We start from the raw sequence: 12,905 nt of genomic DNA, 5'->3' as shown, positions 1-12,905 counted from the left end.
AGGCCTTGAACCCTCTGGTGCACCGCCGCACAAGGGCTGGCGGGCATAGGCAGATGAAGAGCATAGCGCGAGCCCGGATTCTCCGGTACCCCCATAGAGCCTGCTCACGATCTCCACGTAGCCCGTGTTGAGCCATGGCAGCCGTCGTGTGGTTGTGCGTGGTTTACACCTTTCTCGGTGCGCAGCGTCTGATTGGTCGTCAGGTTTAACCGCGCACTGAGAAAGGTGCAAGCACTGCTGCCGGGTGGCTGCCACGACTCAACCCTTCGGGCCGGGTCGGTTTGCCCCCAGGCCGGCGTCATCACTCGGTTGTGTACGGACGTACACGCCCTCCTTCTTCCTTGCCCTGCGCGCAAACCGCTCCCGGCGCGGGCCACGTGGGGATCGTGAACAGGCTCTTACATGACGGCTGTCACCCGCAATCACTGACGCCAGCGACTGCCGGCCATCCGCGGCGACGCGCAGCATGAGCAGCACAAGAGGAGCCCTCATGTCACTCACGACCACATCGATCGCACGCCTCGACGGCGCTATCAAAACCTACGGCCGACTGACCGCGCTTGACGGGGCCAACCTGCAGATCGGCCGCGGTGAACTGCTGGCGCTGCTCGGTCCCAATGGTGCCGGCAAGACCACGGCCATCGCGCTGCTGTTGGGACTGATCCGCGCCGACGCCGGCACGGTCGAGCTGTTTGGGCGGGATCCGCAACAGATCGAGGCGCGCCGCCGCATCGGCGTGATGCTGCAGAACGCCGTGCTGCCGCCCACGTTACGGGTTGGCGAACTGTTGCGGCTCACGGCCAGCTATTACCCGTCGCCGCGCCCGCTGGCCGAAACCGCCGAACTGGCTGGCATCGGCGAGTTGCTGAAGCGGCCTTACGCGAAACTCTCCGGCGGCCAGCAGCGCAGCGTGCAGTTTGCGCTGGCGCTGTGCGGCCGTCCCGAGCTGCTATTTCTCGATGAGCCCACTGTCGGCATGGATATCGATGCGCGGCAGAAGCTGTGGTCGGCGATCCGTCGCCTGATCGCCGAAGGTTGCGCCGTGCTGCTCACCACGCACTACCTGGAAGAGGCCGAAGTGCTGGCTGATCGGGTCTGCGTCATGGCACATGGTCGGATGATCCATGAGGGCACCGTCGACGAGTTGCGTGCGCGGGTCGCATTGAAGCGCATTCGCTGTGTCACGGGAACGTCCATCGAAAAAGTACGCGGCTGGCCGGATGTCGCCGAGGCGCGACTGGACGGTGAGCGTCTGCACATCACCACCGCCGACGCCGAGACCGTGGTGCGCCACTTGCTCGGCGCCGATGCGCAGTTGCGCGAACTGGAAGTGCAGCGCGCGGGTCTAGCCGAAGCCTTCACAGAACTCACCCGCGATGCCGACGAGGTATCCGCCACCGACCAGCGCGAGGCTGCCTGAAATGGAAACCGTCATCTCCGTCCTTGCTTCGGAACCCGCTTCGATGTCGCGCGGCCGTGTATTCGGCGCTTATCTGGCCGAGGCGCGCAGCGAGTGCGTGCGCTACATGCGCGCACCAGCCTTCATGCTGCCGATCATGTTGTTCCCGGGTCTGTTCTATCTGGTGTTTGGCGTGCTCATGGTGAAGTCGGAAGGCGCCGACGCTGCGCGATACCTGCTTGCCAGTTACGGCGTGTTCGGTGTGATGAGCCCGGGACTGTTCGGCTTCGGCGTGTCGCTGGCGCTCGAGCGTGACGGCGGCCTGCTGACCTTCAAACGTGCATTGCCGATGCCGCCGGGCGCCTACCTGCTTGGGAAGATGTTGATGGCGATGTGTGCTGCCGCGGTGGTGATCTTGCTGCTGCTGGCACTGTCGCGACTCGCGCACGTGGCACTGTTGCCGACGCAAGCCGGAGCACTGCTTTTGACCGGTGTGCTGGGCGTGCTGCCATTCTGTGCCTTGGGCATGTTTATCGGTACGGTGTTCAAGGGCCAGGGCGCACCCGGCATGCTGCAGCTGATCTACCTGCCGATGTCCTTCCTGTCCGGCCTGTGGTTTCCGCTGCCGATGCTGCCGAAGTTCCTGCAGCAGATCGCGCCGATCTGGCCGAGCTATCACCTGGACAAGATTGCCATGGCGGCGGTGGGCCTCAACAACGAGCCGTTGCTTCCGCACGTGCTGGTGCTGCTCGGTTTCGCGGTCGGCTTCCTGCTGCTGGCGACGCGGCGACTGCGTCGTTATGGTTGAAGTAGCATGGCCGACAATGACGCACCAACGGAAGATCGCCGCATGACGTCCAATCTGCTCGCGAGATGGTTTTCTGCGGCACCTGATTCGGGTTTTGCCGACGACATACGGCAAGGGAAAAATCCATTTACGGATAGCGTGCATTTGCTCTGGTCTTTGTGGATTTTCGTCACGCCGATGTTCGACCACGGCCTGACGGGTTACACACGCCAGTGGCTGCTCATGACGGCCATCACTTATCCGTTGTTCCTGTTCCTGTTCATCAAGGTGCAACTGGTTAGCCGCCAATACGTGCAGTGGTTTCCGCTGGGCATGATTGCACTGTGCTTTGCATCCATGCCGTGGTTTCCGAGTGGTGTGAGCTATCTAGTTTTCGGTTGCATCATGCTCTATCACTGCAAGATGAGACGGCGTCAATACATGGCCGCCTTGTTGGCCATCAACGCTGTCTTCGTGGCGCTTGCCTGGTGGATCGGCTATCCACTGGTAATGATCGTGATCATGCCGGGCACGATCTTCATCATCTGCACCATTGTGATGGTCGAGAGCATCAGTAAGGAGCGCAACGCCATGCTCGCACTGTCGCAGGACGAGGTGCGCCGTCTCGCGGGCCTGGCCGAACGTGAACGCATCGGCCGTGACTTGCACGATCTGCTGGGCCACACGTTGTCGCTGATCACGCTGAAGCTGGAGCTGTCGCGCAAGCTGTTTGATCGTGACAGCGAAGCGGCACGGCGCGAGATGGAAGAGGCGGAAAAGGTCGCGCGCCATGCGCTGGCCGAAGTGCGCAGTGCAGTCAGCGGCATTCGTGCCACGGATCTGGCCGCCGAGCTGGCCTCGGCGCGATTGCTGCTGGAATCGTCGCGTGTGCATTTTGAATACGGTGAGCTGCCAACCGATCTACCAGGTGATATCGAGCGCGGCTTTTCGCTGATCGTGCGAGAAGCGGCCACGAATATCGCGCGCCATGCCGAGGCGAGCTCTGCAAAAATCGACATCATCCGCGAGCATGCCAGCGTGCGCATGCTGATCAGCGACAACGGTCGTGGCGGCATCAACGGTGACGGCAACGGCTTGTGCGGTATGCGCGAGCGCGCGCGAGCGCTGGGCGCCACGCTGATCATCGAGTCGCCGCGTGGCCACGGAACCCGGCTGCGTATTGTGGCGCCGGTGCCGATCCTGCGGCTGGTCGAAACCTCGCGTGTGCCGTCGGACCTGTCGCTTGGAGCGACGTTGAACTCAACCGTTTCAGGAAATCCTGCCGCATGAATCGATTGTCCTCTGCTGCGTTCTGCCCGAACCACGAGGTGTTCGCATGATCCGCATTCTGCTGGCCGAAGATCAGGCCATGGTGCGCGGCGCGCTGTCCGCGCTGCTCAATCTGGAGTCGGATATCGAGGTATTGGGCTCTGCTGCCGATGGCGAGATCGCCTGGCGCGAACTGCAGCGTCTGAAGCCTGACGTGCTGGTTACCGACATTGAAATGCCCGGCCTCACCGGGCTGGAGCTGGCGCAACGCATCCAGCGGCACGCCATGCCGATCAAGGTCATCATCGTGACCACGTTCGCACGTCAGGGCTTTCTGCGCCGCGCGCTCGATGCGGGTGTGGGCGGCTATCTGCTCAAGGATGCGCCTGCCGAAAATCTTGCCGAGGCTCTGCGCACCGTGCATCGTGGCGGTCGCGCCATCGATCCGCAGTTGGCACTCGAAGCGTGGTCTGAAGCCGATCCACTCAACGACCGCGAGCGCCAAGTGCTGCGCCTTGCTGGTGAGGGCCAGTCGGCCGGCGATATCGCTACGCAGCTGAATCTCTCGCATGGCACCGTACGCAATTACCTCTCCGAGGCCATCGGCAAACTCGGCGTGGCCAATCGCATCGAGGCGTATCGGATGGCGCGGCAAAAAGGCTGGCTATAAATAATCCATATCAAATAATTCTGGTTATTTATATAAAGTGCTTGCGATTAAAAATAAACGCGGGTATTCTCCGTCACCTCGCCACTCCCGGCGATAACCGAGTCACCTCTACATGTCATTCCATCTCGCCATTGTTGTTCAGCCAAATACGTTGCCGCTAATGCGCGACGGCGGCCGGCGCGTGCGCTTGGAATATGTAGCAGGAAAAGATTTCGTTCACTCACCAGACTGATCCCACCCAGGGAGATCGGTCACCCCGATCTCCCGAGGCAACGCGAACGCCCTCGGGTCGCCAACCCCGGGGGCGTTTTGTTTTGGCGTTCGCAAGGGAATTCATGAATCGATCAATGTTTATGGAATGCGTTTCGCCCTGAAGCATCCGGCTGCTCCCAGCCGAGGCAGGGGCGCGGCTGCGACGAGCGCCTGTGCGCTGCGTCCCGATGCTTCGGCGCGGGCTGTGCGGAAAACGGATTCAAGGAATGGGACAAGCGCAGCCAAAGTTGCGGCGCGTCTGTCCACACGTATTGCCGGTTGGCGACAGCCGGCAATCAGGAGCATCGAACCAACAGGTTCCCGCGGTATGGGCTCAAGCCCCATCCGGTGCGCGCGGCCATGCCGATAGCGTATGCCAGAGCCTGCCAGGCGATGTTCCGTAAGCTGACGTTAGCTCAGAGGTAGAGCAGCAGCCTCACGGTTGCTGGTCGCCGGTTCGACTCCGGCACGTCAACCACTGGATAGCTCAGATGGGTAGAGCATCGGTCTTATAAACCGACTGTCGCGGGTTCGACTCCCGCTCCAACACCATGACCTGTTACGTCATGACAACAGGAACGAAAGTTCCGACCAGGAAACGCCTCGTGCGTTGCAGGGCATACACGTCATGGAAGGTGATGTGCGTTGCAGGGCAGCGGAGGCGGAGCCAGACCCACGTCCTGAAGTCGGGCGATCGGGTATCTCGACGGATGGTTCTGCGGAATATCGCAGGTTTCCGGTGAGGTGACTGATTCCCCGTGAACGCACGCAGGTTTCGCTCCGCTGACGTCGGGAGGCGTTTCCAACTTATTTTTCAATCGAGGCGTTGTTAATAGTTAATCGATTATCCCGTGAGGGAGGTTCGATTGCGGATCTTCCGATTATCAAATGGACGCATGCGCCGTAACGATCCGGCGACACATGCGGATTATCTATCGGGTCGAAACCAGAATAACCAAAAGGAGAATCATCATGTTCTGGCTCAAGCAAATCGTGATCGGCGACGGCGAGCGCGGTTTGCTGTATCGCAACCGTCGTTTCGAGCGCGTACTGCCTGCGGGCGTGTATCGGATCTTTGATCCGCGCAACCGGGTGACCGTGAACGTGCACAATCTTGCCAAGCCCGAGTACGTGGGCGCGGATGCCGATGTGCTGATGGTGCAAATGGACGGCCCGCTGGCCGAGTGCTTCATCGTGGCCGACATCGGCACGTTGCAGGTCGGTCTGGTACTGAAGAACGGCAAGCTGGAGGACGTGCTCGCGCCGGGTACCCGCAAGCTGTACTGGAAGGGTCTGGTGCCGGTCGAGGTACAGGCGGTATCGCTGACTGACTCGTTGGAGGTCGATGCGCGCGTGGCCAGTCGTTTGCGTCAGCTGGGCCTGCTCGGCAAGGTGGCGGTGACGGTGGATGTGCCGGTGGAGTCGGCGGGTCTGTTGTTCGTCGACAGCAAGCTGCTGCGCACGCTGGTGCCGGGTGCCTACGCCTTCTGGAATTTCCAGAAGAACGTGGCTGCCGAGGTGATCGAGCTGCGTGTGCAGTCGCTGGAAGTGTCGGGTCAGGAGCTGTTGACGCGCGACAAGGTCAGCCTGCGTGTGAACCTGGCCGCCAGCCTGCGCGTAACCGATCCGGTCGCGGCGCGTACCAAGGTGGCCAAGTACGGCGATTACCTCTATCGCGAGCTGCAGTATGGCTTGCGCAAGGCAGTCTCGGACAAGACGCTGGACGAATTGCTCGGCGACAAGGCCTCGTTGGATGCGGACATCTTTGCCTACGTGCGTGGCCGCGTCGGCGAGCTGGGCCTGGAGGTACTCGGTGTCGGCGTGAAGGACGTGATCCTGCCGGGTGAGATGAAGACAATCCTCAACAGCGTCGTGCAGGCGGAGAAGGCGGCTCAGGCCAACGTCATCCGTCGTCGCGAGGAGTCGAACGCCACGCGTTCGCTGCTCAACACGGCGCGTCTGATCGAGGAGAGCCCGACCCTCATGCGCCTCAAGGAGCTCGAGGCGCTGGAGAAGGTCACCGAGAAGATCGACAAGCTGACTGTGTTCGGCGGCCTGGATGGCGTGCTGAATCAGTTGGTCAGTCTGAAGTAACAACCTCGTGGCGATCGCACGGATGCGATCACCACGATTTCATTCAAGGAAAGAATCATGCAAGGAAAGAATCATGATTAAGCAAAACTACGAACTGCTACATGCCGAAGGCAGTGCCACGCCGATCAAGGGCTGGGTGCACGGCGTGCCGCTGGAAGATTCCGCGAAGCAGCAGTTGCGGAACATCGCCGCGCTGCCGTTTGTCGGCCCGTGGGTCGCAGTGATGCCGGACGTGCATCTGGGCAAAGGCGCCACCGTGGATTCGGTGGTGCCGACCCGTGGCGCGATCATCCCTGCCGCGGTCGGCGTGGATATCGGCTGCGGCATGGCCGCGGTGCGGACCACGCTGAGGGCGAAGGACCTGCCGGACAGCCTGGCGCAACTGCGTTCCAGCATCGAGCGAGGTGTGCCTGTCGGCAACGGTCGTGGCGGCGATCACGGACGCATGCCCGACAGCATCGAAACGCGACTGGCGCAGTCAGGACTGGTTGCCAGGCTGGAGCTGATCAAGGCCAAGCATCGCAAGATCCGCACCGACAAAGTCGACAAACAGATCGGCACGCTGGGCGGCGGCAATCACTTCATCGAGGTGTGCCTGGATGAGTCGGATGTCGTGTGGGTGATGTTGCATTCGGGTTCGCGCGGCACCGGCAACCTGATCGGCAGCTACTTCATCGAGATGGCGCGCGAGCAGCTGGCGCATCGCGTGCTGGGTTTCCATCTGCCGGACAAGGACCTGGCGTTCTTCATGGAGGGCGAGGCCCTGTTCGATGACTACGTCGAAGCCGTGTCCTGGGCACAGGATTATGCTCGCGCCAACCGTGAAGCGATGATGTCGCGTGTGCTGGCGGAAATGCGTCACCGTCTGCCCACATTCCAGCTCGCCAAGATGGCGGTGAACTGTCATCACAACTACGTCCAGAAGGAGATGCACGGTGGCGACGAACTGCTGGTCACCCGCAAGGGCGCGGTGAGTGCTCGCGAAGGTGAGCTGGGGATCATCCCCGGCAGCATGGGCACGTGCAGCTATATCGTGCGTGGCAAGGGCAATGCCGACAGCTTCCACAGCTGCAGCCACGGTGCGGGTCGGGTGATGAGTCGTACCGCGGCGCGCCAGCAGATCACGTTGGCCCAACATCGCGAGGCGACGGCGCATGTGGAATGCCGCAAGGACGCGGCCGTGATCGACGAGTCGCCGGCGGCATACAAGTCGATCGACGCGGTGATGGCGGCACAGACCGATCTGGTCGAGGTGGTACACACCTTGCGTCAGGTGCTTTGCGTAAAGGGGTGAAACTCATGTTGTCGTTAGGTTTGCAGCAAGCGGCGCCGCTCCTCGTGAGCGGCGTTTTTTTGCGCCCTTGAAAATCGGCATTCGCGGATTGTCATTCCAGCGGATGAGCGATCGGTCAGGGGATAGCTAGAATGGGCTTCACATCGTGCGGCGACGCAGGGGCGTTGAGTTGATGATCGTTATCCGGTTTCGCCTTGCGGCGCTTCTTCGCGCAGTCTTTTTTGCCGCGTCGATGTGGCTGGTGGCTTGCAGCCATCCGTCCCGCCCGCTGACACACGACGCCTACATCTGGCGGCGCGTGTGGACGCCAGCGGTGACGCAGGCAATGCAGGGCAGTGCGGGCGATATCCGCGCATGGCGCGTGCTGGCGGCGCAGACCGATCGTGCGGGGCGGTTGCAGGTGTTTCATCCGGATCGCGTGGCGCTGCTGGCCAGCGGCAAGCCGGTGATGCTGGTGGTGCGTATAGACGGCCAGCTGGTGCAGTGGGATGAGGCGCAGTTGCTGGCGGATACCGAGGCTTTGTGGAAGGACTGGCAGGGCGGCGATATCCGGATCGCGGGGCTGGAGATCGATCACGATTGCGGCACGGCGAGACTGCCGGCCTACGCACACTACCTCGCCGCGCTGCATCCGCTGTTGCAGGGCGCCACGCTGTCGATCACCGCGTTGCCCGCGTGGTTGCATTCGCCGGATCTATCTACGGTGCTGGCGCAGGTCGACGAATCGGTGCTGCAGGTGCATGCGGTGCGCGATCCGCACGCCGGCCTGTTCGACAGCGCGCTGGCCTTGCATTGGGCCGATGACTACGCACAGCGCAGCGACAAACTGTTTCGCATCGCCTTGCCGACCTACGGTTCACGCGTGAGCTGGGATGCACAGGGTCGGCTGGCCAGCGTGCAAAGCGAAGCCGGTATACTGGATGCGGGTGACGATAGTCGTGAACTGCTGGCGATACCGCAGGACATTGCCGGTTTCCTGCAGCAGCTGCAACGCGATCCGCCGCCACACCTGGCTGGCATTGTCTGGTTCCGGCTGCCGACCATGCAGGATGATCGCGCATGGAATCTGGCTACATGGCTGGCGGTGATCCGGCAGCAGCCATTGCATGGCGAAATCACGGCCACCGCTCGCCCCAGCAGCACGCCAGGCACGCTGGATCTGCTGCTGCAAAATCCCGGCGAACTGGATATGTCGTTGCCCAAGGTGGTCGCGCTGCCGCAGGCCTGCGCACTGGCCGATGGCATCAACGGCTATGCACTTGAGTCGAGTCGCGACACACTAAGCATCAAGCGTCTGCAGCCGGGGTTGCTGCACGGACACAGTCAACGAGTCATTGGATGGGCGCGCTGCGCCACACAAGGAGCGCAATTGCATGTGGAACCGTAATGTCGTCTTGAGTGCCTGTATTGCCACGGCAGTTGCGGCCGGTGCCGTGTGGGCCTGCGGTCCAGATTTCCCGAGCCAGCTACTGGACCATCGCGACGCCACCCTGAAGGCCACGCCACAGAACAGTTTTGCGTGGGAGGCCGCGCACCTGCTCCCCGCAACCGACACGTTGCGGCCGCAGGAGTCGGAAGCATCGCCCTATGACACGCCCAAGCCCGTCGATGAAGCCAAGTCGCAGGGCATGACGCCAGGACAGTGGCAGCGGGTGCTTACGCTGCGGCAGTCGGTGGATGGCAACAAGGCGTATGACGATGGCAAGGATCTGCCCGAGGATTTGCGCCTGTACGTCGCTGGTGCGGTCGACTATGCCGCCGCCAACAAGGCGTGCGCCGCCGCGGTGAACCCGGCCGAGGCGACGACAGCGGCCGCTTCGCCGACTTCGACTGCCGCGACCACCGCATGCGACAAACCCGATCAGGCGAAGACGGACCTTGCCATCGCCAGTTTCGAGAAAGTGCTTGCACTGCCGCCCGAGCAGGCGACGCTGCGTTCGGTATGGGCCGCATACATGCTGGGCCGCATTCACGCGCTGCGCGCCAATGCAGCGATCGGCGATGCCGCCGTGTTCAAGCGCGAGCGCGATGCCGCGGCCAAGGCATTTCAGCTCGCGCGCACGCGCGCGGTGGCTGGAGCATCGGACACGCAAGGTCTGGGCGTGTCCAGCTTCGGCGAAGAGGCGCGGCTGTATCTCTACAACGGCAGGCAACAGTGCAGTTGGGCCAACCTCTATGTCGACAATAACGACTGTGGCGCGGGCATCGCCGCGGCCGATCTGAAGCATGCGATCGCGCTGTACGCAGCGCAGGCCGGGCACGGTTCGGACAGCGCCGTGCAGTCGCTGGCGACCCTCGCAGGCAACGTGCTGCGTGACGATGACCGTGCTGCCGCGTTGGTGGATGGCCCACTTTCGCAGCGCTTGTTGGTGGCGTACGCGCTGGCGCGCCTTGGCGACGACGAGGGCAGCGACGCGGCAACTGCAACGCCATCCCCGGCGAAACTCAATCCGGCCCTGCCAGCACTGGTGCAGGCCATCGAAAAGCAGGGTCTCGATCATGTGGCCGGTGCCGATCGCCTCGCTGCCCTGGCGTATCGCAGTGGGCGTTATGACCTGGCGGCAACGTTGGCGGCCAAGGCGCCGGGTCCGCTGGCCAGTTGGGTCGACGCGAAACTGGCGTTGCACAAGGGCGATCTCGCAGCCGCAGCCGCTGCGTACGCGGATGCCGCCAAGGCATTTCCCAAGTCGGATGATCCGAAGGCGGCTATCCAGCCGAGTAACGTGCCCCTCATCGGTGGCGAACAAGGTGTGCTGGCACTGGCGCGCGGTGAATACGTCGAGGCCATGGGCCATCTCTATGACGCGGCAAACCGCGATGACCGCGATGGCAACGTTTATACCGGCGATGATGGCGGCATAGGCGATGCCGACGAAAGGTTTTACGTTGGCGACGATGATGACGGCATCGGTTATTCCGACGACACGTTTTACGTCGCCGAGCGCGTGCTCACCATTGATGAGTTGAAGGCCTTCGTCGATGCGCATGCTGCTGCGACGCCAGTACCGGCCCGAAGCATCGAGAAGGATCACAAGGACGGCATCGGAACGCTGGCCGGCCGCTTGCGTTGGCTGCTGGCGCGGCGGCTGATGCGCGCGGCGCGATACGACGAAGCGCAGGCTTATTTTCCGGCCAGTAGCGATCCGCGCTTCGGTAATGTGGACCTCCGCGCCAAGGCCAACGAGTACGCCAGCGATATGCACAAGGCCGACAGCGCCTGGACCGACATCGGCAAGGCGCAGGCGCGTTATGCCGCGGCGGTGATCGCCCGCGAAAACGGCATGGAGCTGCTCGGCTTCGAGCAGGGACCGGACTACGTCGACAGTGGTGGTGGTTTCCAGGGCGGCAGCGGCCATTCTGCCGCTGATCTGAAGCAGACCTTCGTCACCGATGGCGAGCGTCAGCGCTTTACTGACAGTGCCGCGAAGTTGGATTGGCGTTTCCATTACCGCTACATCGCCGCGGACGAGGCCTCGGCGGCGGCCGATCTTTTGCCGCCGCGTTCGCAAGCTTTCGCTGCCGTGATGTGCAAGGCAGCTAGCTGGATGCGTGAGGGGCCACCGGATTACGAGGATCACTATCAGGGCTACGGTGACGCCAAACCCTCCGGGCCTTCCGAAGCCCAGCGTCGCGTTGCCGCCTATTACCAGCGTTACGTGAAGGAGGGCGCCTACGTGAGTTGGAACGACAACTTCGGTGCGGATTGCGAAGCGCCGGATTTCGATCACGCGCGGTTACTGTTGCGGCATCAGCGCATCGTCAAGGCCAAGCATTTAGTCAGGCATTGGCTGCCGTATGAAATAGCCGCGTTTGTGCTGGTGGTTGCAGGGCTTGCCGGATGGTGGGTGCGTCGTCGCCGTCGTAACGCGGTGGCCTGACTGCCTCTCGGTAAAGGACGAGGCGCTCCAGCTGCGCGATAATGCGCCGCTGCCATCCCTCATCGCCAATACCGCGCCGCTCGTTTGCCAATCGGCGTGGCTCCCGAGAAGTTCAACGTCTTGAAGAAGTCCGATTTCGATTTTGAGTTACCGCCCGAGCTGATCGCGCAGGCGCCACTGGCGGAGCGTTCGGCCAGCCGCCTGCTGCTGCTCGATGTGGAAAAGCATGCGCGCGAGGATCGGCTGTTTCGCGAGCTGCCGGACTTTCTGCGGCCTGGCGATCTGCTGGTGTTCAACGATACGCGGGTGCTGCCGGCGAGGTTGTACGGGCGCAAGAGCACCGGCGGTGCAGTGGAGATTCTGATCGAGCGCATCACCGGCGCGCACGAAGCCACGGTGCAACTGGGCGTCAGCAAAAAGCCGAAGGAGGGCGGGCGGATCGAGCTGGCCGACGGCAGCTTCGCCGTGGTACTGGGTCGTGACGAGGCTTTTTTCCGGCTGCGGTTCGAATCCGCTGAGCCGTTGGAAAAATTGTTGCTGAAACTGGGCGAGATGCCGCTGCCGCCGTATATCGAACGGCACGCCGACGCCAGCGACATGGAACGTTATCAGACGGTTTACGCGCGCGAGCCCGGCGCCGTTGCTGCGCCTACGGCCGGGCTCCATTTTGACGAAGCGATGCTGGCCCAGCTGCGCGACAAGGGCATCGACTTCGGCTACGTCACCCTGCATGTGGGCGCGGGTACGTTTCAGCCGATGCGCGCCGAAGACGTGAGAGATCACGTCATGCACCGCGAGTGGCTCAATGTCGGTGCGGCGCTGGTGGAAAAAATCCGCCGGACGCGCGCGGCGGGTGGCCGTGTGGTGGCGGTAGGTACGACGGTCGTGCGCGCGCTGGAGAGCGCAACCAAGGATGGCGAGCTGCACCCGTTCGCCGGCGAGACGCAGATCTTCATTTTCCCCGGTTATCGCATCACCAGCGTCGATGCGCTGGTTACCAATTTTCATCTCCCACAGTCAACGTTGCTGATGCTGGTCTCGGCGCTGGCCGGGCGTGATTTCATGCTGGATTCGTACCGGTATGCGGTGGAGCAGCGGTACCGCTTTTTCTCTTACGGTGATGCGATGCTGATCTTGCCTAAGAGCCTGTTCACGATCTCTACGTAGCCCGCGTTGTGCCGTGGCGGCCATCCGGCGGTGGTGGGTGGTTTACACCTTTCTCGGTGCGCAGCGTCTGACTGCCGGTCAGGTCAAGCCGCGCA

The 12,905-nt window shown here is 62.5% G+C and carries 9 protein-coding genes and 1 tRNA gene; all 10 read left to right on the top strand.

What is annotated here, in order from left to right:
* The first annotated feature begins 490 nt into the window (after window positions 1-490).
* Window positions 491-1,420 carry an ABC transporter ATP-binding protein gene (locus HDE80_RS05040; protein WP_184668480.1) on the top strand — a complete coding sequence of 310 codons (930 nt, stop codon included), beginning with the start codon at window positions 491-493 and terminating at the stop codon, window positions 1,418-1,420.
* A gap of 1 nt (window position 1,421) precedes the next feature.
* On the top strand, window positions 1,422-2,207 hold the full coding sequence (locus HDE80_RS05035; protein WP_184668479.1) for an ABC transporter permease: 786 nt from the start codon (window positions 1,422-1,424) through the stop codon (window positions 2,205-2,207).
* 6 nt (window positions 2,208-2,213) lie between these two features.
* Window positions 2,214-3,476, top strand: a complete 1,263-nt coding sequence (locus tag HDE80_RS05030; protein ID WP_255483583.1) for a sensor histidine kinase — start codon at window positions 2,214-2,216, stop codon at window positions 3,474-3,476.
* 46 nt (window positions 3,477-3,522) lie between these two features.
* Window positions 3,523-4,125, top strand: a complete 603-nt coding sequence (locus tag HDE80_RS05025) for a response regulator transcription factor (protein ID WP_184668477.1) — start codon at window positions 3,523-3,525, stop codon at window positions 4,123-4,125.
* A gap of 658 nt (window positions 4,126-4,783) precedes the next feature.
* Window positions 4,784-4,855 (top strand) — tRNA-OTHER (locus HDE80_RS05020).
* Between the two features lie 494 nt (window positions 4,856-5,349).
* On the top strand, window positions 5,350-6,471 hold the full coding sequence (locus HDE80_RS05015; RefSeq protein ID WP_184668475.1) for a slipin family protein: 1,122 nt from the start codon (window positions 5,350-5,352) through the stop codon (window positions 6,469-6,471).
* A 70-nt stretch (window positions 6,472-6,541) separates the two neighbouring features.
* Window positions 6,542-7,765: an RtcB family protein gene (locus HDE80_RS05010; RefSeq protein WP_184668896.1), complete on the top strand. Its 1,224-nt coding sequence runs from the start codon at window positions 6,542-6,544 to the stop codon at window positions 7,763-7,765.
* A gap of 172 nt (window positions 7,766-7,937) precedes the next feature.
* Window positions 7,938-9,152 (top strand): DUF3142 domain-containing protein, encoded by a 1,215-nt coding sequence (locus tag HDE80_RS05005; RefSeq protein WP_184668473.1) that lies wholly within the window; start codon window positions 7,938-7,940, stop codon window positions 9,150-9,152.
* Entirely contained in the window at window positions 9,139-11,643 is a 2,505-nt protein-coding gene (locus HDE80_RS05000) for a hypothetical protein (protein ID WP_184668471.1), read from the top strand. The genes HDE80_RS05005 and HDE80_RS05000 overlap by 14 nt, the downstream gene beginning before the upstream one ends.
* 120 nt (window positions 11,644-11,763) lie before the next feature.
* Window positions 11,764-12,810, top strand: a complete 1,047-nt coding sequence (queA, locus tag HDE80_RS04995; RefSeq protein WP_184601034.1) for a tRNA preQ1(34) S-adenosylmethionine ribosyltransferase-isomerase QueA — start codon at window positions 11,764-11,766, stop codon at window positions 12,808-12,810.
* Window positions 12,811-12,905: the final 95 nt, after the last annotated feature.

It is taken from the genome of Rhodanobacter sp. A1T4 (genome assembly GCF_014207185.1).
Classification (GTDB): Bacteria; Pseudomonadota; Gammaproteobacteria; order Xanthomonadales; family Rhodanobacteraceae; genus Rhodanobacter.
Note: the sequence above shows the minus strand (reverse complement) of the source record. Positions and strands in the feature narration are given on the sequence as shown.

Excerpts from the sequence above, each read along its gene's own strand:
- HDE80_RS05040 (WP_184668480.1), top strand. The coding sequence starts at position 491 with ATGTCACTCACGACCACATCGATCGCACGCCTCGACGGCGCTATCAAA.
- HDE80_RS05035 (WP_184668479.1), top strand. The coding sequence starts at position 1,422 with ATGGAAACCGTCATCTCCGTCCTTGCTTCGGAACCCGCTTCGATGTCG.
- HDE80_RS05030 (WP_255483583.1), top strand. The coding sequence starts at position 2,214 with ATGGCCGACAATGACGCACCAACGGAAGATCGCCGCATGACGTCCAAT.
- HDE80_RS05025 (WP_184668477.1), top strand. The coding sequence starts at position 3,523 with ATGATCCGCATTCTGCTGGCCGAAGATCAGGCCATGGTGCGCGGCGCG.
- HDE80_RS05015 (WP_184668475.1), top strand. The coding sequence starts at position 5,350 with ATGTTCTGGCTCAAGCAAATCGTGATCGGCGACGGCGAGCGCGGTTTG.
- HDE80_RS05005 (WP_184668473.1), top strand. The coding sequence starts at position 7,938 with ATGATCGTTATCCGGTTTCGCCTTGCGGCGCTTCTTCGCGCAGTCTTT.
- HDE80_RS05000 (WP_184668471.1), top strand. The coding sequence starts at position 9,139 with ATGTGGAACCGTAATGTCGTCTTGAGTGCCTGTATTGCCACGGCAGTT.